This is a genomic window from Mucilaginibacter koreensis (genome assembly GCF_054783355.1).
Genome location: NZ_BAAGQS010000001.1, coordinates 136,265 through 159,809 on the forward strand (window position 1 = coordinate 136,265; position 23,545 = coordinate 159,809).

Genomic DNA, 23,545 nt, shown 5'->3' on the forward strand with positions numbered 1-23,545 from the left:
GATTTAAGCTTATGAAACTTTTCAATACCTCATTAACTAAACTAACCGGCGCAAAGGCCATAGGGGCTGAAAGTAAGGGGGCAACCGCGGTTGGCGCTTCGGCCATTGGTGCGGCGGCTGTAGGGGCTACTGCTATCGGGGCTTCGGCTTTAGGGGCGTTCGCACTGGGTGCGCTTTCTGTGGGGGCAATAGCTATAGGTGCTTTGGCCATCGGCAGGGTAGCCATCAAAAAGATGATCATTAAAGATTTGCAGGTAGGTACGCTTACGGTTGACAAACTGGTGGTGCGGGAGAAAGAAGAGCAAGCCTTGACTGGTGATGTCGGCAATTAAATTGTTTACGTGTTCAAGTTATACACGGCAAAAAATAATTTGACAATACCCGCAATAACTTTAGCTTTGCCGTACTAAAGCAAAAACCATGAGTGTTCTCGTAAATAAAGATTCAAAAGTAATTGTTCAGGGTTTTACAGGTAACGAGGGTACCTATCATGCTTCGCAGATGATAGCCTACGGTACCCAGGTTGTGGGTGGTGTTACGCCGGGCAAAGGCGGGCAGCAGCACCTGGAGCGCCCCGTGTTTAATACCGTAAAAGATGCGGTAGACCAAACCGGTGCCGATGTATCTATCATCTTCGTACCTCCTGCATTTGCAGCTGATGCCATTATGGAAGCTGCCGAAGCCGGTATTAAAGTAATTGTATGTATTACCGAAGGTATCCCAACCAAGGATATGATTGCGGTAAAAGAATATTTGGTGGGTAAAGAGTCGCGCCTGATTGGCCCGAACTGCCCTGGTATCATCACTGCTGATGAAGCTAAAATTGGTATTATGCCTGGCTTTATCTTCAAAAAAGGTAACGTAGGTGTGGTGTCAAAATCAGGTACTTTAACTTATGAGGCTGTTGACCAGGTGGTGAAAGCCGGTTACGGTATCACTACTGCTATTGGTATTGGTGGAGACCCAATTATCGGTACCACTACCAAGCAAGCAGTTGAGCTGTTGATGAACGATCCTGAAACTCATGGTATCATCATGATTGGTGAAATTGGCGGTGGTATGGAAGCCGAAGCTGCCCATTGGGTAAAAGAGTATGGCACCAAACCAGTAGTAGGCTTTATTGCCGGCCAAACTGCGCCTCCGGGCCGCCGTATGGGCCATGCCGGTGCCATTGTAGGTGGTGCTGATGACACCGCTGCTGCCAAAATGAAAATTATGGCTGAGTGCGGTATCCGCGTGGTTGAATCACCAGCCGAAATTGGTGCTGCCATGGCAGAAGAATTAAGCAAATAATTTGATTTCGGAAATCGGATTTTCGATTTCGGATTTGATAAATATCATGAAAGGTTCTGGTTGAAAAATCAGGACCTTTCATGTTTATAAAGGTTAACTAAGTGGGGATAAACGGTATATTTGAAAAGGTGCCTTAAGTACCCTCTCAACATGACGTTACCCTTTCCGTTCATACACAAAAATATTTGGCTTACTGCTCTTATGGCTCTTGTCATAATAAGTATAGCATTTTTCTTGTTGCACCATGTTTCTGCCGCGCACTTAGATGCAGTGGCTAATGGTTTGCTCGCCGATATGGTGGTTACTTTTCCGCTTGCTTATTATTTTCTGATTGTTCGGCCGCTTCGGGTAAGAAGGTGGAGTATGATGCTGGTATTCAGTTGCTGTTGCTTGGTGGCTTACCTCATTTTGCCGGCGCACCAGCAAGCCTATATTCTGCAACTGCGTAAGCTATCAATGCTGGCCGAGCTTGGATTGGTTGTTTATTGCATAAGTAAGTTTAAAAAAATTAAGGCTGTTTACCGCGATTTGCAGGCTGAGTATTCCGATCCTGCTTATCATCTTTATCAAAGTATGACGACAGTGCTCGGCAATCATGCAGGGATAAAGTTTCTGGCAACAGAGCTCAGCATGCTTCGCTTTGGTTTGTTATTCTGGAAAAAGCAAAAGCAACCAGCGCCGGTATTAAGTATGTGTAGTGTGCATAAAGAATCAGGTTATGGCGCTTTCTTCGGTGTAATTTTAGGTGTATGTATTATTGAGTTGATTGGTATGCACCTGCTGCTGATGCGTTACAGCCCAACATCGGCTTGGGTATTAACTGCATTTAGTATCTATGGAACATTATTTTTAATAGGTGATTACTCAGCCATTGTGAAAAACAGGGTATTGTTAATGGATAATTGCATATTGCTGCGTACAGGCCTGCGATGGCGTGCAATGGTAGGCAGGAACAGTATTATATCTATAACACCCATGGGTTACAACTACCAGTTGGCTGATAACTGTTTTAAAGGCGGTGCAATAAAAGATAATGTGAATGTGCTGATCACTTTTAAAGAACCTGTAAGTATAGAGCGGCTTTACCGGAAGCCGGTTATGGCTAGCCAAATTGCAATGTGTATAGATGATGCAGGCGGTTTTGCTCAAGTGGTGCTTAACAAAAATTAAGCTTAAACTGCCGATATGGCCTGAAACTATCTGTTGGAACGCATTTTGTAAACTGATAATTATGGAATATAATAAGCTTACACCCGAAGAAGAGCGGGTGATTTTATATAAAGGTACCGAGCGCCCATTCACCGGCGCCCTGCTGAATAATAAAGTTGAAGGCGTTTACCTGTGCAAGCGCTGCAATAACCCGCTTTATAAATCAGAAGATAAATTTGAATCGTTTTGCGGCTGGCCCAGTTTCGACGACGAGATACCAAATGCCGTTCGCCGTGAAACCGACGCCGACGGTAGCCGTACCGAAATTTTATGTAATAATTGTGGTGCGCACCTGGGGCACGTATTTATTGGTGAACGTTTTACCGCTAAAAACACCCGTCATTGTGTGAATTCGGTTTCTATGAACTTTGTGTCATTAGATGAATTGGATAAACAAGTAGAGGAGCAGCAGCGCCAGCGAGGGTAAAACATTCTTTGAAGTTTGTACAGAAGTCCGCTGAGTTGCGGGCTTCTTTTTTTTGCTGCTATCCGCTGGTTTGGGTTTGTGCTTTATTGTCGTCTGTTTACTTTTTGCTTGATCAAAAAGTAACAAAAAATCAAGGCAGAAACAACCCTTCCCCGCGCAAGGCCAACGCATGGCCCGGGCGGTTTCTGCCAGCCCACCACGCCTGGGTGAAGGTGCATCTGTTTTAACACGTCATTTCAATGCAGGTCATTGCGAGGAACGGGCGCCATCTCTCTGCTCAGTGCCTTTACTTGACGTATAGGGATTGCTTCGTACCTCGCAATGACGTTTTGGTGGTATGTGCGTACCAGTTGTTTCTTGGCTCTTGATTCTCCTTTCCCCGTCAGCCCCTCAGCTTTGGGCGAAAGGCGGGCAGCACATGGTGGCCCTGCGCGCAGGGTAAAGGCCTTTTAGTGTTTGCACTAACACTCAATAAAGCACAACCCGCACATACGCAAACACTAAAAGGCCTGTGGTGCTGCTCGCCTTTGCAGCAAGGGCCCTGCGCGGCAAAAAGCCTAACAGGGCTGTACTTGATTTTTTGGTTCTTTTGTATCAAGACAAAGGAACACTAACAAAAACAGAACACTAACCCCACAACGCGGATAGCACCAAAATAAAAAAACATATTCGCAAAATCTGTCCCAAATACCATATACACTGCCCACAATTTTTAACACTCCTGTATCATACACCTTACATTAACATACAAAAAGCGGCAATCCATTTGCGTTAACATTGCCTTAACCCTGAGATGCCAAACCTCACAATAATGTCAAACACAGGCGGTAATTTATTTAACTCCTTGTTTAAGAATTTTATCCACTTTCTCCACATTGTTGACAAAGTTGGCAGTAATCGACTGTGAAACAGCGAGTATATATGTGGATAACTTTTTCGATAAAAATTTTACTGACAAGAATGTTAATAACTATTCGGCGAGGGTGGAAAACTCAGAGTTTTCCACCGCTTATCCGGCTATCTTATTGATGTACATTTGTTACATAAGTTCTTTCAAAAGTGAAAATGATGATGTCTTCGAAACAAATACATTGCTAATTATATTAGTAAAATAATGTATCATTGTCGGGAAGAATAGTGCAGGCCGGATTAACAAAAATCTGCTAACATATTGTAGCTCAATAACACTATTATGAGGCTGAGTAAAACTCGGCAGTGGACATCGTCGGCGGTAAACGGAAAAAGAGATTTGTAAAAGATATAAAGGTAAAGTGTCATGAATCAGGAAGAAGAAGTATTATTAAGAGAAAACAAGGACCGCTTTGTGATCCTGCCGATTAACTATCCCACCATTTGGGAAATGTATAAAAAGCATGAAGCCAGCTTTTGGACCGCCGAGGAAATTGACTTGTCGGACGATCAAAAACACTGGGACAACATGAATGATGGCGAGCGTCACTTTGTAAGTCATGTGCTGGCCTTCTTTGCAGCCAGCGATGGTATTGTGAACGAAAACCTGGCCGTAAACTTCATGAGCGAGGTACAGGTACCTGAAGCCCGTTGCTTCTACGGTTTCCAGATCATGATGGAAAACATACACTCCGAAACCTATGCTTTACTGATTGATACTTATATTAAAGATGCGGTAGAAAAAGACCGTTTGTTCCATGCCATTGACACTGTACCATGTGTAAAGAAAAAAGCAGAATGGGCACTACGCTGGATTGATAACGGCAGCTTCGCGGAGCGCCTGGTGGCTTTCGCTGCTGTAGAGGGTATCTTCTTCTCTGGCAGCTTCTGTTCTATCTTCTGGCTTAAAAAACGCGGCCTGATGCCGGGCTTAACCTTTAGCAATGAGCTGATTTCGCGCGATGAAGGTTTGCATTGCGAGTTTGCCTGCTTGCTGTATAGTATGCTGAAAAATAAGCTGCCTCAAGAGCAGGTAACCAGCATCATCACTGATGCAGTAGCCATTGAAAAAGAGTTTGTAACCGATGCATTGCCGGTAAACCTGATTGGTATGAACGCCAAACTGATGAGCCAATATATCGAGTTTGTGGCCGACCGCTGGTTAGTAGAGTTAGGCTGCGATAAGTATTACAATGCCAGCAATCCGTTCGACTTTATGGAAATGATTTCATTGCAGGGCAAAACCAACTTCTTTGAGAAACGTGTAGGCGATTATCAAAAAAGTGGCGTATTAAACTCTCAGCCAGCCAGTCAGGCATTTTCATTAGACGAAGACTTTTAATTTAATCAACTAATTCAACCATACAATATATACATCAACCATGAGCTCTCCTTTACAGGGGGAGTAAGGAGGAAGCCAAAATGTTCGTAATAAAAAGAGACGGAAGAACTGAGTCGGTAAAATTTGATAAAATTACCGCACGTATCGAGAAGTTGTGCTATGGTTTGAACCCGCATTTAGTGGATTCTATCGACGTAGCCAAAAAAGTAATTGAAGGTTTGTATGATGGGGTAACCACATCAGAGCTGGATAACCTGGCAGCGGAAACTGCAGCCTCGTTAACCACCAAGCACCCGGATTATGCACTGCTGGCTTCCCGCATTGCGGTATCTAACCTGCATAAAAATACCATCAAGTCTTTCTCTGAAACCATGCGCAAGCTGCATCAGTATAAAGACCCCAAAAATGGCCGCTCTGCACCATTGATTGCCGATGATGTATGGGACGTAATTGAAGCTAATGCCGAGTTACTGGATAGCACCATTATTTACGACCGCGATTTTGGTTTCGATTACTTTGGTTTCAAAACGCTGGAAAAATCATACCTGCTGAAACTGGATGGCCGTATTGCCGAGCGTCCGCAGCATTTATTTATGCGCGTAGCCGTAGGCATTCATAAACAAGATGTAGAAAGCGCTATTGAAACTTACAACCTGATGAGCGAGCGCTGGTTCACACACGCTACACCTACCTTGTTCAACGCCGGTACACCAAAACCACAAATGTCATCTTGCTTCTTGTTAACCATGAAGGAAGACAGCATTGAAGGTATTTATGATACCCTGAAACAAACTGCGCAGATTTCGCAAAGCGCTGGTGGTATTGGTTTAAGCATTCACAATATCCGCGCTACCGGTTCATACATTGGCGGTACCAATGGTACCAGCAATGGTATTATCCCAATGCTGCGTGTGTTTAATGATACTGCCCGTTATGTAGACCAGGGCGGCGGTAAGCGTAAAGGTGCCTTCGCTATTTATTTAGAGCCTTGGCATGCCGATATCTTCGAATTCCTGGATCTGCGCAAGAACCATGGTAAAGAAGAAATGCGTGCCCGCGATTTGTTCTATGCCCTGTGGGTGTCAGATTTGTTTATGAAACGTGTGGAAGATAACGGTAACTGGAGCCTGTTCTGTCCGCACGAAGCGCCGGGTTTAGCTGATTGCTGGGGTGCCGAATTCGAAGCGCTGTATGAGCGTTACGAGAAAGAAGGCCGTGCCCGCCGTACCGTAAAAGCACAGGACTTGTGGTTTGCCGTACTGGATGCACAGGTAGAAACCGGTACACCGTACCTGCTGTATAAAGATGCTGCCAACAGCAAATCAAACCAGCAAAACCTGGGTACCATTAAAAGCTCTAACCTGTGTACCGAGATTATGGAGTACACTGATAAAAACGAGGTAGCGGTATGTAACCTGGCTTCATTGGCTCTGCCACGCTTTGTGAAAGAAGGTACTTTTGATCACCAAAAATTATACGAAGTCACTTATCAGGCTACGCTGAACCTGAACAAGATTATTGATAATAACTATTATCCGGTACCCGAAGCAGAGTATTCAAACCTGCGCCACCGCCCAATTGGTTTAGGTGTGCAAGGCTTGGCTGATACCTTCATCTGCCTGCGTATGCCATTCGAAAGCGAGGAGGCCCGTCAGTTAAACAAAGAGATATTTGAAACCATCTACTTTGCTTCCATGACGGCTTCTAAAGATCTGGCCATTAAAGATGGTGCTTACGAAACTTTCAAAGGCTCTCCGCTTTCACAAGGTAAGTTCCAGTTTGATTTGTGGGGTGTAACTCCGGAAAGCGGCCGTTGGGATTGGGATAACCTGCGCCTGGATGTAATGAACCATGGTGTGCGTAACTCACTGCTGGTAGCGCCGATGCCAACTGCATCTACTTCACAAATTTTGGGTAACAACGAGTGCTTTGAGCCTTATACCTCTAACATTTACACCCGCCGTGTACTGAGCGGAGAGTTTGTAATTGTGAACAAACACCTGCTGCGCGATTTGGTAGAATTAGGTTTATGGAACAGCCAGATGAAAAATCAAATCATCAGCGCTAACGGTTCTATTCAGGATATCGCCGAAATTCCGCAAGATATTAAGGATCTGTACAAAACCGTTTGGGAAATTAAGATGCGCAGCATTATTGATATGGCAGCCGACCGTGGCGCTTACATTTGCCAGTCGCAATCGCTTAACTTGTTTATCAATTCGCCAAACGCCTCTAAACTGACCTCGATGCACTTCTATGCCTGGAAGAAGGGTTTGAAAACCGGTATGTATTATCTGCGTACCCAAGCCGCCTCACAAGCTGTGAAGTTTACCATCGAAAATCAGGGTGGCAAAAACATGGACCCGGTAATTCCAGCCGAAGTAGCACAAATGCAGGATGACGTAAACGCCGGCCCAAGCTGCTCAATGGAAGAGGGCTGTGTTACCTGCTCTGCCTAAATAAGCAACCTTTCTAATACAATAAATCTCTGAGCCCTGAAGTTGATATACTTCAGGGCTTTTTATCTTTGTATCTCATATGAGCACCCTATATACCAAGCACGAAATTGTTTTTTGCGACCGCTGCCAATCCCGCTTTGAGTGCAAGGCCAATGCCTACACCAAATGCCAGTGCAGCACCGTACATCTCACCATTAACGAAGTGCAGTACGTAAGTGAGTTGTATGAGGGATGCTTGTGTGCCAAGTGTTTATTGGAGTTGCGGCAGGAGTATAGAGAGGAAATGGGATTGTAGGTATTATTTTTGTCTTTTGGTGTTTCATGAGGACAAGATTGTCGTTTATGAAAGTCAGTGGATGTTCTTTTTCTTTTTCCGCAAAAGAAAAAGAACCAAAAAGAAAACTCGTGGCTGCGTCTTTTTCTTTGAGGTGTGCAATGAGTGGGCGGCCGGTAGTAGTGGCCGAAAAAGCCAAGGCCACAAGGGGGGGTATGTGTGTACAGTGGTTGCAGTTGCCTGAATCAAAATTTACAGAATTTAAGAATGAGCAGAATGCGTTGTGACGCTTAGTTCATCCCACACGTCATTGCGAGGTACGAAGCAATCTCTATGCACCTTGTCTTAGTCGGGCGTTGAGAGATTGCTTCGTACCTCGCAATGACGTGATTGTGATAGGCGTGATATCAGTTGAGTTGTTTCTTGATTCTTTGCTCTTGCTTCTTTCTTCCTCCTCTTGTCAGCCCCTCAGCTTTGGGTGAAAGGCGGGCAGCACATGGTGGCCCCGAGCACAAGGGAGAGGCCTTTTAGTGTTTGCACCAACACTCAATAAAACACTGTCTGTTCATACGCAAACACTAAACAGCTTGTGGTGCTGCCCGCCTTTGCAGGGCGGGCCTCGTGCGGCAAAAAAGCCTAAGCGGGCTGCACTTGATTTTTTGGTTCTTTTGTATCAAGACAAAAGAACACTAACGAAAACAGAGCACTAACCCACAAAGCGGATAGCAGCACAATAACTTAACAGAAAAAAAACCAGCCTACCCTTTTACATACACTTCACCTTTATAAGGATGTATGGTAGAATAAAAAGTATACCCTGCTACATGCAGCAGATAATACGTCATGATATCGCACCAGCAAATTTCATCATGAAACATGGGAACTTTGGGGAATTTTCCTTCCTGGCGGCTTTCTTCTTTGTTGTAATTGTACTCACCTTCGTGCTGACGTATCCACTCCCGAAAGCGGTCAAACTCATTGGGATCTGAAAAAACGATTTTGAAATGAGTTTCTTCCTTCACCGACTTTAAGTCGTCATTTAAGTAATGATGAAACTTATGGCGATGGCGTATAATTTTTGCGGTAAACATAGCTTTGGGTCTGTAATATGCTTAACCGTAACAAAAAAATGCAGAGGGCGTTTTAAATTGATGACGGAATTCAATAATTGGATGGTTTTTTTATTTAACTTATCAATTATTTTTAAACCTAATGTCAGCTGTCTTAATTATTGCCATTGCTTTATGGACATACCCAATACTCGCTTGGCTGTCAATTAGACTTACTAAAGACAATCTTCTATGGCGTAAGCGGATATTATTAACTCCGTTGGTATTAAGTGGCCTTGTGATATTATGCGCAACACTAAACGTTAGTATGATTTCAGAAAATGCTAATTTTTTAGCATGTACGATAATTTATTTTTCCGCTGCTCAATTATTACTGCTACTATTCACATTTAAAAGCGTAATTCTAAAAATTCTTTCTGGGTTATTAATGTTTTGCGTTTTTGGGGCGGGATATATAACATCAACCGTTGGTTTATTAGGCTTGATGTTTATGATAGGGGATATGCAAGCTGTTAAAACTGTAAAATTGAGTGATAATTTGGTTTACAAGCAATACAATATAGGAAACGCCTTATCTGATTATAGAAATATTGAAATAGAAATTTATCGAAGATCAAAATGGATTCCGGTTTTTGAAAAGAGAATTTTCGCAAAACGATATAATTTGCTGTTTACTAATGGTCATAAATTGCCAGTAGTTGAAAATTATCCGGTATTACATGCTTACAACTTTGCAGTTAAGTACCTGAGTGAACAACAACAAATGGTCTTAATGGATACAGTAAAGAAAGATACCATTAATCTAAAACCAATCACTTCCGCCCGCTAATCACCGCCCACATCACATTCTTCCAAATCACATCCACATCCTTAAACCCGGTGGCTTGCAACTGCTGTAAGTGCCATAATACCGGCGTGTGGTAATCATGTGCATCCTGATGGGCCATCCATATTTGCCAGTCGGCTTCGGTAGAGCCTAATTTAAAAGCTTCCTGCTGCCAGCGGGCAATGTGCTTTTGATAAATTTCTTCGGTAGCGCCCCGGGTTTGGTCGGCAAAAGTAAATACGCCGCCGGGTTTGAGCAAATTGTGAATTTGCCCGTACAATTCGGCCTTCTCGGCATCAGGTATATGGTGAATGGCAATGCTGGAAATCACCAAATCAAAGCTTTCGGGTGCAAATTGCAACCGGCTGAAATCTTGCTGGTGATAATAAATGTTGGTATGCCCGGCAAAGCGCTGGCGGCATTCTTCTAAAATATCAGCAGATAAATCGAGCGCATGAATTTCAGCGTTCGAAAAGTAATGTAAAGCGGCTGCCGTCAAATTACCTGTACCGCACCCTAAATCTAAAATTTGTTTAGGCTGTAAATTATGCGGTAGGTAGTGAAACAAGTTGTAAAACATTTCCTCATACCGGGGCACACAGCGGCTAATCATTTCGGTATACCGGCCGCTCAGTTCATCATAAAAGCTTTCAACACTTTGCATTGGGCTAAGATAGTTCATTGGTTCATTAGTTCATTGGGCTTTCAAGTGATGATATTTATCTAATAATTCACCAATGAACTATTGAACCAATGAACCAACCAAACAATTTTCTTATCTTCACGCCGCTAAAAACAAAGCCCGAGAAACGGAATGAAACTGTTAGAAGGAAAAACCGCGCTGATTACCGGTGCATCAAAAGGAATAGGCCGCACTATAGCGGCAAAGTTTGTGGAGCATGGCGCTAATGTGGCTTTCACATATCTGTCATCAGTAGAAAAAGGCCAGGCCCTGGAGCAGGAACTGCAGGCCGCCGGTACCAAAGTAAAAGGTTACCGCTCTGATGCTTCTAAATTTGCAGAAGCCGAACAACTGATCACCGACATATTAGCCGATTTTGGTACGTTGGATATTGTGGTGAACAATGCCGGTATCACCAAAGATGGTTTATTGATCCGCATGACGGAGGAGAACTGGGACGATGTATTGGAAGTAAACCTGAAATCTATCTTTAACGTTACTAAAGCTGCTTCAAAACCTATGATGAAGGCCCGTGCCGGTGTATTCATCAATATGAGTTCGGTGGTAGGTGTAAAGGGTAACCCAGGTCAGGCCAATTATGCCGCTTCAAAAGCAGGTATCATTGGTTTTACCAAATCTATCGCCAAAGAGTTGGGTTCACGTAACATCCGTGCCAACGTAGTGGCTCCGGGTTTTATTAAAACCGAAATGACCGAAGTGCTGGATCCGAAAGTGGTGGAAGGCTGGACACAAGACATCCCATTGAAACGCGCTGGCGAAACCGAAGATGTAGCTAATGCCTGTATCTTCCTGGCTTCTGATATGGCTGCGTACATCACCGGTCAGGTAATTCCGGTAGATGGCGGGATGCTGTAGGGAAGTCAAAATTCAAAAATAACTTCTTGTCATTTCGCCGTAGGGATAAATCTTCTTTGACAGACAAGTCTACTGCAGACTGGCTTGGTAAAAAAGATTTCTCTTATGGTCGAGATGACATTTTTGTTTATACTATGTTCTCATTTGTATGGATAAAGCCACAATCCAAAACCGCATCCTGCAAATGGCCACCGAGCGCGGCACCGATAAAACCATTTGCCCGTCAGAAGTAGCACGGGCACTGTTTCCGGTAAACTGGCGTAATCATATGGATGAGATCAGGGATGCTGCTTTTGAGCTGAGGGATACCAAGCAGGTAATGATTACTCAAAAAGGAGAAGTTCAAACCAACAATAACCTAAAAGGCCCTATCCGGATAAGAATCATTAACCGGTAACAGAAAGACATAAAGCATGTGAGAAGTCTGTACGGCTTTCACTTAAAAACAGCATATTTGGTTTACCATATGCTGTTTTTGTTTTCTATAAGCTGGGGCGCTGTCTCCGGGTGGTGGTCGCTGCTTTGCCTGGCCCTGGGTGCACTGTATGCCTGGGTGTTCTACCGCAGTCCGGTGTATGTGAATAACCCCGTTCGTATAGCGCTGGCAATTATAAGAGGAGTAACCGTTAGTCTGATTAGCTTACTGGTGGTAGCCCCCTTGGTTAAAACCACAGCCTACCGGCCGCAAAAGCCGCTTATCTTAATTGCACAGGATAACTCCTCATCCATCACAGCTTTTCATCCGGCAGGCTTTCAAACCACAAAATTTGTACAAAGCTTAGCGGCTCTTCAGCAGCAATTGGGCAGCGATTATGAAGTGCAATTATTTCATTTTGATAAACGCCTGTCTGCTGGCTTGTCTGACCGTTTCGGTGGCAAGCAGACTGATATATCCTCTGCCCTGCAGCAATTGAATGAGCGCTATGTAAACCAGAATGTGGGTGCAATAGTGCTGGCTACTGATGGTGTTTATAACACCGGTGCAGACCCTGAGGCCCAGTTACAGCAATTAAAAACCACTTTGTATACCATAGCCTTAGGTGATACTACGCAACGGCGCGATGCACTCATCAACAACGTTAACTATAACAGAACTGCGCTTTTAGGAAATGATTTTATTATTGAAGTGCTGGTCGAGGCCTTGCAATGTAACGGGCAAACACTGCGGTTAAATGTTAGTGAAGACGGCCGGCCTGTACATACACAAAGCTTGCCGGTGAATACCAGCAATTACCGCAAAACGGTTTCACTTAAACTCAATGCTGATAGTAAGGGGTTACACCGTTTTTCTATCAATATCTCGCCGGTAGCCAATGAAGTAACTACGGCCAATAATAGCCAAACTATTTATATCGAAGTGCTGGATGCCCGCAAAAAGGTGCTGTTGGTGTACCAAAGTCCGCATCCTGATATAAGTGTAATTAAACAGGATATTGAGCAAAATAAAAACTATGAGGTAAAAGCAGTATCTGCAACGCAGTTAAATACGATAAAACCGGCCGACTATCAATTACTGATTTTACACCAGCTTACAGCGGCTAATATATCTGCTTTGCAACCGCTGATGAGTAAGCGTTTGCCGGTGTGGTACATGCTGGGGGCGCAGAGTAATTTAAATGAGTTTAACCACGAGCAACAGTTATTGCAGGTAAATGCCGGTCAGCAAGCCTTGCAGGAGGTGTTTGCCATGCCGGTTACCGGTTTTAGTGCATTTACGTTGTCTGACTCTACGCTTAAAAAGCTAAGCAGCAATTTGCCGCCTTTAATGGCTCCCTTCGGTAATTACCGCGCCGGGGCAGGAGCACAGGAGCTGTTTAAGCAAAAAATAGGTACCGTAAATACCAGCTACCCTTTACTGCTGTTTAGTAAAACCGATAACCGCCCTTTGGCCGTGCTGGCAGGGGAGGGTTTATGGCGATGGCAGCTGGCAGAGTTTGCCATTTACGGCAACCACCATGCTATGGAAGAATTGCTCACGCAAAGTGTACAATACTTAACAGCTAATGCCAACCGGCAGCGTTTTCGGGTGTACACCGCCAAAGCCATTTTTGACGAAAGCGAAGATGTGCTATTGAATGCGGAATTGTACAATGAGGCTTTAGAATTGGTAAATACGCCCGAAGTAAGCCTCACCTTAAAAAATAAACAAGGCAAAGTATACAGTTATCAGTTCAGTCGTGACGGGCAAAGTTATCAGTTAAATGCCGGAGTTTTGCCTGCAGGAGATTATACTTACACCAGTACCACCAAGCTGGGCAGTACGCCGTTTTCGGCAAGCGGACAGTTCAGTATACAGGCTTTAAATTTAGAAAGCCGCCAAAGTAAGGCAGACCATGCTTTACTTAACCGCATGGCTAAGCAAACAGGAGGCAAAATGGTAATGCCATCGCAACTCAATCAATTGGCTGACTTGATTAGGCATAATGACAACATTAAAACCATTGAATATGCCGATGAGCATTACGCTGAAGCTATTGACATTAAATGGTTATTAGGGTTAGTCTTAGCACTGCTATCTACTGAATGGATTGTGCGCAAGCGCGAGGGAGAGTTTTAATATTGTTAATTACCGCGTGCATCTAAGTTATTGTCATTGCCATGCTATCGCTCGCTATAACAATAATTTTGAGTAAAGAATAGGCTTACACTTCTGCCGGTTTTCGTTTCAACAATTTCAATACTATCAGTCTGGTCTCTTGAAAACCCAGTTTATAGATGCTGAAGAATGAGAATTTATAATATTTATTCAAGGTATAGTACCCCATAATTACACCCACCAATACCGGGAAGATAGTAGCGAAGGCTACACCATATACGTTATGGGTAATGTAAATGCCAATTAAATCGGTAATTACATTGGCGGCCAGCATGGCCAGTATTTTATAAAGGTTAATGCGGGGCATATTAATGGAATCAATCGTGACACCAAAAAAGCGGTCGGCAGGGTAAAGCAGGGCAAAAGTCATGAACAGGCGGAATACATTGGCCGCCTCAGTATGCACGTATTTACCACCGCCAATCAATTGTATGCCAAAATCGGCCAGCCCAACCGCAATCAGCACCATTGGGATCAATGTGATGGTGAGTAAGCCTACATATTTCTTCATGGTGTAAATTACCTGTGCTTTGTCGCTTTGGTTATAAGCTTCAGACAAGGCAGGCATACCTGTAGCCACAAAGCTGCGCAGCGGGATTTCTACTACCTGCATCAGGCTTTGCCCTAAGTTGTAAATAGCAATAGCCGCCGGCCCGGCTGCACCCAGTGCAAAGTTGATGATGTATACATCTGATACTTTGAACAAGTTAGCACTCAGGGTAGAGGTAACGCTGAATTTGCCAAAATCGAAAATCTCCTTAATGGTGGCCTTGCTGCGTTTATTAAAGGTTTCAATGTGGGTCCAGCCCATTAGCAGGCAGTAAATACTGGCAAACAGGTTAGAACCTAAAAAGGTATACATCAGTGTTTGCAGGGTAAGCTTATGCATTACTACCAACACAATGATAGCCACCAGCATGGTACCCTGAGTAGCAATGCGGATATACAAAATACGATCGAACCGTTGCTTGCCTTGCTGCACACAAGCCGCCAGGAAGGCAGGAAGCGTAATCAGGTAGGTAATGCCAAACCACTTTAAAAAGAAATCGATACTGACATCATTGATCAATTTCAAAACAAAAAATAAGGGCACATTAATTAGGGCAAAGCCGATGGTGATTAAAGTAGCGATATACCAGGTAGAACCTGTTACCTCATCGGCCCGTTGCTGATCGGTGCCGGCATAGTATTTAATGAAAGGTACAATCAGGAACCCGGAGCGGAAGGTATCTACCAATACAAAAGAGGCTTGAAAGAAAACATAAATACCTACTGTGCTTTTGGGCAAAATGTGCATCACAATGGCCATAGTTACCATAGCCACTACCGCCATTATACCATTACCGGCTAAGGATAGAAAATGCTTGTTTTGTATAGCGGCAATGATTTTTGAAAACATAGAGGCAAATAAAGCAGCCCGAAATGGTTCAAGGCTGATAGTTTACAATTTTACAAGTTTAATCACCATTTGGTGAAGGTGATTCAATGTTTACGATAAATATAGAACAATGTTCAGCAGCTTTTACGATCAACCGGCTGCCAGGCCGGGTTTAACTACGGTAAAGGCTTCATAAATAGCTTTTACGCTGTTTTCCCAGCTATGCGTGTTGGCAAAAGCTATACGCTCTTGCTGCAGTTGGGGTGTATTTTCTTTTAAAGCTTTGTCAATCAATTCAACATAATCATCCCCGGTTATAGCCAAATAGGTATGATTTTCAAAAATGCGCATGCCCTCGGTACGGGTTGCTACTACGGGTTTGCCCATAGCCAGGTATTCATCTATTTTGCGCGGATAGTTACCGATGGTAACCTGATTCAGTACCTGCGGGTTCAGGCACACATCAAAGCTGCTGATGTAGGCCGGTACCTCGGTGCCGGGTTTGGCACCCAAAAACTTTACATTTTCTATCTGGTGCAGTTGGCTGGCCTTAAATACATCATCTTCGGGGCCTACCAAGGCAATTGTCCATTCAGGCTTTTGGCGGGCAATATAAGCCAGTAAATCAATATCCAGCCGTATGCTTTGCAAAGCGCCTACATAACCTATAATCGGACCTTTTGAAGCAGCTATATCTGCCGGCAAGGCAATGGTTTGGTCATAGTTGGTAAATACCTCCAAATCGCAGCCCTGGCCTACATAGTAGGATTGTGGGTTATGCTTTCTGCAATAATCGGCCAGATACGTGGAGTTTGCCGTACATACATCACTTTTGGCAATCAGGGCCGGCTCCAGTACAGCGCCATGAAACTTCCAGTAATCTACGGTCAGCAAGTAATCGCGCGAGTAATACATACAGGCTGCAGGCTTCAGTAATTCAGGCAGGTAAAAACTTTTGAAAATATCACTATCGTTAAACAGCAGGTAATCTTTAAAACCTAAAGCACTGATTGCCTTTTGTATTGATTTTGCAAAGCGCCGGTTATTTATCTTGTTGAAAAAGTTAAACAAGCCGTGCTGATGTATCCAATTGATCGATTCTAATAGCGTATCCGGATAGTAAGTCCACAGGTTATCATGCACCTTGATTAAGCCATTTTGCCGGCGGCTGATTACCTCCTTCCTGAACTTTACACGTTCATCATGGCTACGTTTAAAGCGGGTAATGCGGTCTAAAGCCGAATTTACATATAACACTCGGTTGTGCTTGCTAAACTCTTCGGCAATGTTTTTGCAGTTACTGCCAATCTCCACATCCCAGGGTTGCTGGCCTACAATAATAATATCTTTATTTCTGATGATGGGCTCGGTACTCATGCTTCAACAAGTTGAGGTAGTGTATTCTCCGGTAAACGGCTGCTGTTGCGTTTTGCTATCTGCTCTTTATCTAAACGGTAAGTGATATTAATTAAGGCCAATAACAGGTAAAATATAATGTTCGAAGGAAATTGTACGATGGCCTCCTGCGGAAAGTTACCAATGTTATAGGCAAATACCATGAGCAAACAAGCCAGGCAGTAACTCTTTAGTTCAGGATCTTTAATTTTATAATAATTATTGATGCCAGTTTTCATGGTAATAAACATGAGGCTGCAAAAGGCAATTAACCCCAGCCAGCCCAGCTCTACCGCCACGCGGATATAGCCACTATCGGGCGGAAAACTGGCCAGGAATGAACCCGGCGAGAACCGCTGCCCCCACACACCTGTAGCACCCAAACCGCCACCCATGGGGTGGGTAAGTATATAAGGCTGTATGCGCTTTTGGTTACGTTTACGCACAATGTACGAAGCATCGTTATTTGGTTTAAACGTACTTTGGAAACGGACAATAGTTTGATTGCCGGTAGGAATAAATATTAGTATCACAAAGAACACGGCAAACACAATAGCTGCTGCCAGTATCTTTTTATTGAACTTTAAAATAGCCAGCATAAACATGGCTACCGGCAACAGTACGTTTGCCCCGCGGGTACCCGAATACAACATACAGTTCAGGAAAAACAAGGTCATGATGCCGAGTACAATCACCTTCCAGCGCTTGAGATTACCTGTCATCAAACCGATGCACAGGGTGCTGGAAATAACAGCGTTGTAAGAATAAGACACCGGATCGGAATAGATAGAAAATTTACGCCAGTGGCCGCCAATGAAGAGGAGTTCGCGAAGAATAGGAGCCGAATTGAGGTAAGCTTCTTCGGTGGTTGAAAAGCCGAAATACTCTTGTTTAAAGGCATACAGCGCAGCAAATAAACTAATACCAATCCATGTTTTTATCAGCAACCGAATGAACTTAACCGAACGTATCTGGTACATAAATATAAAATACGTTAAGGCTACAATTGCTACCGCGCGTACGGTATACAACCAGGCCAGGCGCGAATCGGCTGAGGGGTTGCCCACTTGCAACAGGTTATAGCCAATCCAGATGAGCACTATAGTTGAAATCGGGCTTTTAAACAACTCCCACTCGTATTGCTTGGTTATCTTTTGCCTGATGAGCACTCCTATAATTAGCAAGGCCTGTAAGCCGTCCATCAGTGTACCGAAAGGGCCGGAAATACCAAGCCGGGCAATGAAAAATAGGGAATGAGCAGAAAAGAACAACACAAGCATGCCAAACTGCGGGTACATTACAGTGGCGTAAATTGCCGGTAAGCCAAACAGCACCACTAAAAATAAAATACCGAACAACGTGCCGCCGTAAGCCATACCTACGCCAATAAACACGGCTACTGCGGTGAGTAGCGTAATGCCTGCAGGGTTAAGCAGCTTTTCGGTAATAAATATTTTTTTTAGTGATTTGGCCACTATAAAAACAGAATTTTAATAATAAAAAAGTAAGTGCTTACAAAGGCCACGGCAATGGCTACTTTACGGGTAATTTTATCTATGCGCGCCTGCTCGGCCGGGTCAATCCGGTTGTTGCGCAGGGCTTTTTCTGTAGGGTTAATTCTCATGGCGGTTAACGTTTTAAGGTTTCGTTATTACTGCTGTTGTACGAGTGAGTGGTAGCCACCGAATGCTGGTTAGCCTTACGCACTTTTAGCAGCGAGAGTACCTGATAAAAGATAAATTTCGGAATATTTACCAGCGACTGATAAATGCGCCTGTCGGTAGGTGATTTGGCCAGTGAAATATAGAAACCTAAAGTGAATAAAATAAAGCCCAGTAGCCACACCAGTACTGCCGGTAAGCTGATAAAGAAATTTGCCAGCATACAAACCACAGCCAGCAACAAAAAGATAAACAGCGGCGGGCGCAGCAAAATTAAACCGAACAAAAACTGGTTGCGGTTAAAACGGCTCATACCTTTAAAGAACAAGGCAAAGCCATACTTGAAATACTTAAACCAGGTATTGATCCAGCGGGAACGTTGCTTCACCAACTGATCAGAATGGGTGGTTTTCTCGTCATATACCACCGCTTTACCTGCAAAAGCAATGCGCTCGTTGCGGTTGAGGATGGCATTTTGAAGTACTTTATCAAAACCGGCACCGGTTACATCCAAATGCTCCAGGCAATCGCGATACAGTTGCACTGTAAAGGCCATGCCCGAGCCCGACAGAGTAGCTGATGAACCCAGGTTAAACAGCAATTTACCATCATAATAATGGTAGTAAATATCACGTGCTGCATCCAGGCAGGCATAGGTGGTATTCAGATTTTTAGCTTCGCGGATACCTTGTACGGCTTTAAAGCCTAAATTGAAATAAACATCCAGCTGCTTTAAATAATCCGGCTCTACCAGGTTATCACTATCAATAATAGTAAGGCGTTCGTGCGGGCGCTTAAAGCGGTGGATGGCGTAAAAGTGCGAACGGGTATTGCTGGCCAGCGTTTCCTCGGGGCGTAAAACAATTACACGCTCATCTTCAAAGTGCAGGCTGCTGATGTCGCATTTATCGGCTACAACGTAAATCAGGTAGTTGCTGTAATCCAGTTTCAATAGCGAATCTACCACATCGGGTATACCTGTTACCTGCTGATAAGCGGTTACAATGATAGCATAATCGGCTTCGGCGGGTGGGGTAGTGTTAGCCGTCAGGTAAGCTTTAGGCCGCTTAAGGCTATACCATACAAAAAGTAAAAAGGGTAAAAATAAATTATACCCGATAATTACCTGAAATGCTATCCATATCACTTTAATAATTGCCATGCGCTACACTTTTAAATGGTGAATTATTCGCGTACATCGGCTACCTGCTGGTCTTGTTCTACTTCATTGAGTATCCAGCCGGCAAAGCGCTTGTTTAATGATTTTAAATATCTCAGGTTTGGTTTTTGTGTATCTTTTATACTGTTGCCGGCTTTAAATACGGTAAAAACCTTATCGGCAAACAATGTCCACTCTTTTGATTTATTGAGCGTATTTAAGGCTGATGACTCAATAATAATCACATCAAACATTTCTTTCAGGCGGTTCAGGCGCTCTTTAATGCGCTTTTCATCGCTTACTTCCAATATTGAGATGTCGCCGTTCTTATTGCCCAAAATGGTAATTTTTGAGTTGGTAACCAGGCTGGTATCAGGTAAGGTGCCTTTCAAATAATCTTCGATAAACAAACGGGCATTTACCGTGCGGGTAATACCCGTGTTGGCAAAATTACCATCAATCAGCAACACGCGTTTGTTAATTAATGAATAAGCATAAGCCAGGTTCATGGCCAAAAAGGTTTTCCCCTCACTCTGACTTAAACTATTAATCAATACCACCTTGCGGCCTGCCAGGATATTGTCTATCTCGAAACGGATAGATTGCAGCAGGTTACGGAAAAGTCTCATTTCGCCATCGGTATCGGTGTCATTCCAAACTTTACGTAAATCAACTGTAGAGCCGCCCAGCCTGTACAAATAGCCTACCACCGGTACTTTGGTGCTGTTGGCCAGTTCGCGCGGAGAGTGTACACTTTTATCCAGCAAGAACAAGCCAAATAAAATCACTACCCCAAATATGAAAGTGACAATACCACTGATAATGACCAGCAGCATTTTTTTAGAAGGCTGGGCCTGTCCCGGCATACCGGTTTGTATCTGGCGCAGCTGAATGGCAAAATCAGCCTCCATACGGGTTTGATTGTAACGGGCCAAAATGTTGGTGTACTCTTCGCGGGCTAAAGCAATAGAGCTTTCGTAAGCTTGAATTACAGCTTCATTGGGTACCAGTACAGTCAGCTTTTTGTTAAGCTTGGTTAACTCGTTATTGATGGCTCCAATACTGTTGCGCGATAAATCATACTGCACCTGCAGGTTCAGCTTTTGCTGAATTAAATTGGCTTTGGTATTTAATGGGTTAACAATATACTTATCGCCAGACTGATTGATTTGGTTGGCGATAACACGGGTAAGTGAATCGATACGCGGGCGGTAGCTTTCTTCAAAACCGCTCTCAATATATTGCTGGTTTAATGCTTCGAGCTGTGTACGACTGTTTAAAATCTGCTGGTTAATACGGGTTAATGAAGCCTCCAGGTAGCGGCGGTCATTAGGGCGAAACTGCTTGTCAATGCTATTCATGGCCGCATAGTTAGAAACGGATTCGCGTTTGGCTTGCGCTAAACGGGTTTCAAAATCAGCAATCTGGCCATACAGGGTACGGGCCTCTTCTTCCAGGTTCAGTACCTGGTTACGAATTTTATAATTTTTCAGCGCCTCGGTGCGGTGGTTCAGGGTATCCATTTTGGTTTGTACCTCTTTACCCAAAAAGGTGACGGCCCGTACCTGGTTGTTTTTAACTAACGAGGTGTAATAGTTAATAAACTCATTGGTTAAAGTATTTACCGTTAAAGCAGAAAGCTGCGGGTTTTCTGATTCGTATTCAATATTGATAAAGTCGCTGGCGTCAGCACGGTAAACGCTCAGTTTCTTTTTCAACGATTCTCCATCGTAACCCATTGAAGCTAAAACTTTTTGCAGTCCGCTTTCATCAGAACTGAACAGCGAAAGCGGCTCACGTTTGTTATACTTATCAGTATATACGTCAATGGCATGGTCGCGCGCATCCTCGTTTAACTGGAGCAGCAATTTGCTGGGTTTGCGGAAAGGGTGATCGCTTTTTAAATCATGCAGCATCAACTGGTATGATACCTGATCCAGCATTTTTTTAGATTGGATAATCTGGATCAGGTTGCTGAACTCCTGCGATACCTGCGAATCCTGGATGAGGTCGGTGGCATCGCTGATGGTGCTGCCGCTTTGTTTTTGGGTTTGGTCAACTATACCGGTAGCAATCTGCGATTGCGACATATAGGTATCTGCCTGGTTACGCACCAAAAAAAAGGTAATGATGACTGCCACAACCGGCACAATTACAAGCGTTAGCTTGTGCTTATAAAGCAGCTTGAAAAAGTTACGCAGTTCCATTACTTAATGTTTTCAATCTTATCGCCTAACAATGACTCTAACTGGGCTTTTGCGATCAGTAAATTGGCTTCACCCTGATATTTCAGATCAAGCTGGGTAGCAAAGGTGTTTTGTGCCCGGTTATAATTGTCAAAAGTATCTTCGCCTTTTTGATAGCGGTTTTTGATCTCTTGAACCGAGTTGCTGGCGTCAATTACCGCCTGTGTTAAATTTCTGAGGCCCACCAGCAGGCGGATATAGGTATAATAACGGGTGCGTACTTCGGTAGAAAGGGTAATCAGGTATTCGTCGCGGTCGCGGTTGGCTACCACCAGTTCTTCTTTGCTTTGGCGAATTTGATAGGGCTTTTGCAATATGGTACCCAAATTTAAAAATAAACCTGCCTGTATACCGTTAAAATAACTGTAAGCCGGCTGCTGCGGATTTACCACCGTGGTTTGGCTGGGCTGGTACAGGTATGAAAATGTAAAGGAATCAAACCAGGATATTTTGGCTTTGCCGATGTTGTTACGGGCAATGTTTACGCGGGCCGTGTTTGCTTTTACACGCGGATAATAAGCCTGTGCAACAGCAACCAACCGGTCAATATACTCTTCTGATATATTAGGAATAATGGAGGTTTGCGCAGTGGTAATCTGCGCAGATGCGGTTTGCGAAATAAAAAACCCGGATAGCAACAGTAAAAAAAGCGGGGTATAAAGTTTATTCATCTAAGTCTACAATCTACTTAATTCAGGCTAACTGATAATTCGGTTATCTGTTTTGGCACTGCTTTTTATCTGCATACGAAATAAGGCGCCTTTTTGGTTTCCTTAATTTATACAGTACCGTGCTAAAATAACGATTAGTATATCAAATTATGAATAATTGTTGGTAAATTATGTGAAACGTGCTGTAAACGGATTGAATTTAAAGCAGGAGTTAACTCATACTTTTAAAGCTGGTCAAGCAAATCGAAAATTTCGCCCTCACCATCCGGAATGAACTTACGGCCGAATAAATCTGCAGAATTTTTAAGGGCATCGTAATCCTCAATGCCTAATGTTTTGGGGTGCCCGCCCCCGGCCGACCAGTCAATGTAGCGGCAATCATCGTTCACAATCTCGTTTTTATAAGGCGAGTTGAGCAGCAGGGTTTGAAAAACAATTTCATCACCACCCCAAGTAAAAGTAAAAAATCGCCACAGCTTTCTGCTGTTTTCAACTTTTCTGAGTACATATTCGGCTTTGTCAGGCGTCAGCATCCAGAACATGCTTTTGCCATAAGGTTTCATGCCGAAAGGTATTTTACGATCGGGTAAAACAGCATTAACAATACGTTGCATTAAATGCTTCCCCGGAATATTAAAATTGGCAAAATCATACTGCCGCAGCCTGATTTTGGCTTCAATCCAGTCTTTATCAATATCCGAGTATTCGATATATTGCTTTCCGTAATTGCTCCTTAAATAATCAACTATATACGCTGAAGATTTAATAGGATAATCCTGCCCGCTCAATAAATTGAAGTAATCGTATTTTTTGCCGCTTTCCAGTGCTTCCTTTACACAGCTGAACACAGCCCTGGTGGTATTAAAGCCTGCCCAGCGCACATCAATGCGCTTTGATACTAAAAAAACATTGGGGTATTTGGTAAGATAGCGGTAAGTTTCAATGTCCTTTTTCTTATCTACGTGTATGTAGTAATCAAAATGTTCGTGGCCCAATCTTTCAATCAACCGTTCGGTAAGCCGGGGATTGGTATACGTAACAATAAGGTTGGCAACTTTCATTGATATATATC

21 protein-coding genes are annotated in these 23,545 nt (G+C 43.6%); 11 read left to right on the forward strand and 10 right to left on the reverse strand.

Translation table 11 applies throughout. The features are described 5' to 3' along the window. Positions 1–11: 11 nt before the first annotated feature. The 7 genes from ACYVNW_RS00605 to ACYVNW_RS00635 all read left to right on the forward strand — a co-directional run bounded on the left by ACYVNW_RS00605 (position 12) and on the right by ACYVNW_RS00635 (position 7,934). On the forward strand, positions 12–332 hold the full coding sequence (locus ACYVNW_RS00605) for a hypothetical protein (protein WP_460677889.1): 321 nt from the start codon (positions 12–14) through the stop codon (positions 330–332). Between the two features lie 88 nt (positions 333–420). Beyond that, entirely contained in the window at positions 421–1,293 is an 873-nt protein-coding gene (gene sucD / locus ACYVNW_RS00610) for a succinate--CoA ligase subunit alpha (RefSeq protein ID WP_460677890.1), read from the forward strand. Between the two features lie 201 nt (positions 1,294–1,494). Beyond that, complete coding sequence (locus ACYVNW_RS00615) at positions 1,495–2,463, forward strand: hypothetical protein (RefSeq protein WP_460677891.1); 969 nt, start codon at positions 1,495–1,497, stop codon at positions 2,461–2,463. A 61-nt stretch (positions 2,464–2,524) separates the two neighbouring features. Continuing rightward, the gene (locus ACYVNW_RS00620; RefSeq protein WP_460677892.1) at positions 2,525–2,929 is read left to right on the forward strand and encodes a methionine-R-sulfoxide reductase; all 405 of its coding nucleotides are present in this window, start codon (positions 2,525–2,527) and stop codon (positions 2,927–2,929) included. A 1,276-nt stretch (positions 2,930–4,205) separates the two neighbouring features. Continuing rightward, a complete protein-coding gene (locus tag ACYVNW_RS00625; RefSeq protein WP_460677893.1) occupies positions 4,206–5,180 on the forward strand; it encodes a ribonucleoside-diphosphate reductase small subunit in 975 nt (324 codons plus the stop codon). A gap of 80 nt (positions 5,181–5,260) precedes the next feature. Further along, positions 5,261–7,639: a ribonucleoside-diphosphate reductase subunit alpha gene (locus ACYVNW_RS00630; RefSeq protein ID WP_460677894.1), complete on the forward strand. Its 2,379-nt coding sequence runs from the start codon at positions 5,261–5,263 to the stop codon at positions 7,637–7,639. Positions 7,640–7,718: 79 nt separating this feature from the next. Then, a complete protein-coding gene (locus ACYVNW_RS00635; protein WP_460677895.1) occupies positions 7,719–7,934 on the forward strand; it encodes a cysteine-rich CWC family protein in 216 nt (71 codons plus the stop codon). A gap of 737 nt (positions 7,935–8,671) precedes the next feature. Here the strand turns inward: ACYVNW_RS00635 and ACYVNW_RS00640 are convergent. Then, entirely contained in the window at positions 8,672–9,004 is a 333-nt protein-coding gene (locus tag ACYVNW_RS00640; RefSeq protein ID WP_460677896.1) for a hypothetical protein, read from the reverse strand. A 121-nt stretch (positions 9,005–9,125) separates the two neighbouring features. Between ACYVNW_RS00640 and ACYVNW_RS00645 the strand changes: the two genes are divergently transcribed. Then, positions 9,126–9,812 (forward strand): hypothetical protein, encoded by a 687-nt coding sequence (locus tag ACYVNW_RS00645; protein WP_460677897.1) that lies wholly within the window; start codon positions 9,126–9,128, stop codon positions 9,810–9,812. Here the strand turns inward: ACYVNW_RS00645 and ACYVNW_RS00650 are convergent. Beyond that, positions 9,796–10,473 (reverse strand): class I SAM-dependent methyltransferase, encoded by a 678-nt coding sequence (locus ACYVNW_RS00650; protein ID WP_460677898.1) that lies wholly within the window; start codon positions 10,471–10,473, stop codon positions 9,796–9,798. The two genes, ACYVNW_RS00645 and ACYVNW_RS00650, sit on opposite strands and share 17 nt — an antisense overlap. A gap of 150 nt (positions 10,474–10,623) precedes the next feature. On the opposite strand from ACYVNW_RS00650, the gene fabG reads away from it, so the two are divergent. The 3 genes from fabG to ACYVNW_RS00665 all read left to right on the forward strand — a co-directional run bounded on the left by fabG (position 10,624) and on the right by ACYVNW_RS00665 (position 13,924). Beyond that, positions 10,624–11,367 carry a 3-oxoacyl-[acyl-carrier-protein] reductase gene (gene fabG, locus ACYVNW_RS00655; protein ID WP_460677899.1) on the forward strand — a complete coding sequence of 248 codons (744 nt, stop codon included), beginning with the start codon at positions 10,624–10,626 and terminating at the stop codon, positions 11,365–11,367. A 148-nt stretch (positions 11,368–11,515) separates the two neighbouring features. Next, entirely contained in the window at positions 11,516–11,764 is a 249-nt protein-coding gene (locus ACYVNW_RS00660; protein WP_460677900.1) for a DUF3253 domain-containing protein, read from the forward strand. Positions 11,765–11,833: 69 nt separating this feature from the next. Further along, positions 11,834–13,924 carry a hypothetical protein gene (locus ACYVNW_RS00665; protein ID WP_460677901.1) on the forward strand — a complete coding sequence of 697 codons (2,091 nt, stop codon included), beginning with the start codon at positions 11,834–11,836 and terminating at the stop codon, positions 13,922–13,924. An 85-nt stretch (positions 13,925–14,009) separates the two neighbouring features. On the opposite strand, the gene ACYVNW_RS00670 is transcribed toward ACYVNW_RS00665, so the two are convergent. The 8 genes from ACYVNW_RS00670 to ACYVNW_RS00705 form a co-directional block, all read right to left on the reverse strand. Then, complete coding sequence (locus ACYVNW_RS00670; protein ID WP_460677902.1) at positions 14,010–15,362, reverse strand: lipopolysaccharide biosynthesis protein; 1,353 nt, start codon at positions 15,360–15,362, stop codon at positions 14,010–14,012. 129 nt (positions 15,363–15,491) lie between these two features. Continuing rightward, positions 15,492–16,718, reverse strand: a complete 1,227-nt coding sequence (locus ACYVNW_RS00675; protein ID WP_460677903.1) for a glycosyltransferase — start codon at positions 16,716–16,718, stop codon at positions 15,492–15,494. Beyond that, positions 16,715–18,211 (reverse strand): O-antigen ligase family protein, encoded by a 1,497-nt coding sequence (locus ACYVNW_RS00680; protein ID WP_460677904.1) that lies wholly within the window; start codon positions 18,209–18,211, stop codon positions 16,715–16,717. The genes ACYVNW_RS00675 and ACYVNW_RS00680 overlap by 4 nt, the downstream gene beginning before the upstream one ends. Beyond that, a complete protein-coding gene (locus ACYVNW_RS00685; RefSeq protein WP_460677905.1) occupies positions 18,211–18,360 on the reverse strand; it encodes a hypothetical protein in 150 nt (49 codons plus the stop codon). Before ACYVNW_RS00685 ends, ACYVNW_RS00680 begins: the two co-directional genes overlap by 1 nt. Positions 18,361–18,365: 5 nt before the next feature. Continuing rightward, on the reverse strand, positions 18,366–19,559 hold the full coding sequence (locus tag ACYVNW_RS00690; RefSeq protein WP_460677906.1) for a glycosyltransferase: 1,194 nt from the start codon (positions 19,557–19,559) through the stop codon (positions 18,366–18,368). A 23-nt stretch (positions 19,560–19,582) separates the two neighbouring features. After that, a complete protein-coding gene (locus tag ACYVNW_RS00695) occupies positions 19,583–21,763 on the reverse strand; it encodes an exopolysaccharide transport family protein (protein WP_460677907.1) in 2,181 nt (726 codons plus the stop codon). Next, entirely contained in the window at positions 21,763–22,473 is a 711-nt protein-coding gene (locus tag ACYVNW_RS00700; RefSeq protein ID WP_460677908.1) for a TolC family protein, read from the reverse strand. The genes ACYVNW_RS00695 and ACYVNW_RS00700 overlap by 1 nt, the downstream gene beginning before the upstream one ends. Positions 22,474–22,697: 224 nt before the next feature. Beyond that, the gene (locus tag ACYVNW_RS00705) at positions 22,698–23,534 is read right to left on the reverse strand and encodes a beta-1,6-N-acetylglucosaminyltransferase (protein ID WP_460677909.1); all 837 of its coding nucleotides are present in this window, start codon (positions 23,532–23,534) and stop codon (positions 22,698–22,700) included. Positions 23,535–23,545: the final 11 nt, after the last annotated feature.

Coding starts and splice junctions, on each gene's coding strand:
- ACYVNW_RS00605 (WP_460677889.1), top strand. CDS start 12: ATGAAACTTTTCAATACCTCATTAACTAAACTAACCGGCGCAAAGGCC.
- sucD (WP_460677890.1), top strand. CDS start 421: ATGAGTGTTCTCGTAAATAAAGATTCAAAAGTAATTGTTCAGGGTTTT.
- ACYVNW_RS00615 (WP_460677891.1), top strand. CDS start 1,495: ATGGCTCTTGTCATAATAAGTATAGCATTTTTCTTGTTGCACCATGTT.
- ACYVNW_RS00620 (WP_460677892.1), top strand. CDS start 2,525: ATGGAATATAATAAGCTTACACCCGAAGAAGAGCGGGTGATTTTATAT.
- ACYVNW_RS00625 (WP_460677893.1), top strand. CDS start 4,206: ATGAATCAGGAAGAAGAAGTATTATTAAGAGAAAACAAGGACCGCTTT.
- ACYVNW_RS00630 (WP_460677894.1), top strand. CDS start 5,261: ATGTTCGTAATAAAAAGAGACGGAAGAACTGAGTCGGTAAAATTTGAT.
- ACYVNW_RS00635 (WP_460677895.1), top strand. CDS start 7,719: ATGAGCACCCTATATACCAAGCACGAAATTGTTTTTTGCGACCGCTGC.
- ACYVNW_RS00640 (WP_460677896.1), bottom strand. CDS start 9,004: ATGTTTACCGCAAAAATTATACGCCATCGCCATAAGTTTCATCATTAC.
- ACYVNW_RS00645 (WP_460677897.1), top strand. CDS start 9,126: ATGTCAGCTGTCTTAATTATTGCCATTGCTTTATGGACATACCCAATA.
- ACYVNW_RS00650 (WP_460677898.1), bottom strand. CDS start 10,473: ATGCAAAGTGTTGAAAGCTTTTATGATGAACTGAGCGGCCGGTATACC.
- fabG (WP_460677899.1), top strand. CDS start 10,624: ATGAAACTGTTAGAAGGAAAAACCGCGCTGATTACCGGTGCATCAAAA.
- ACYVNW_RS00660 (WP_460677900.1), top strand. CDS start 11,516: ATGGATAAAGCCACAATCCAAAACCGCATCCTGCAAATGGCCACCGAG.
- ACYVNW_RS00665 (WP_460677901.1), top strand. CDS start 11,834: ATGCTGTTTTTGTTTTCTATAAGCTGGGGCGCTGTCTCCGGGTGGTGG.
- ACYVNW_RS00670 (WP_460677902.1), bottom strand. CDS start 15,362: ATGTTTTCAAAAATCATTGCCGCTATACAAAACAAGCATTTTCTATCC.
- ACYVNW_RS00675 (WP_460677903.1), bottom strand. CDS start 16,718: ATGAGTACCGAGCCCATCATCAGAAATAAAGATATTATTATTGTAGGC.
- ACYVNW_RS00685 (WP_460677905.1), bottom strand. CDS start 18,360: ATGAGAATTAACCCTACAGAAAAAGCCCTGCGCAACAACCGGATTGAC.
- ACYVNW_RS00690 (WP_460677906.1), bottom strand. CDS start 19,559: ATGGCAATTATTAAAGTGATATGGATAGCATTTCAGGTAATTATCGGG.
- ACYVNW_RS00695 (WP_460677907.1), bottom strand. CDS start 21,763: ATGGAACTGCGTAACTTTTTCAAGCTGCTTTATAAGCACAAGCTAACG.
- ACYVNW_RS00700 (WP_460677908.1), bottom strand. CDS start 22,473: ATGAATAAACTTTATACCCCGCTTTTTTTACTGTTGCTATCCGGGTTT.
- ACYVNW_RS00705 (WP_460677909.1), bottom strand. CDS start 23,534: ATGAAAGTTGCCAACCTTATTGTTACGTATACCAATCCCCGGCTTACC.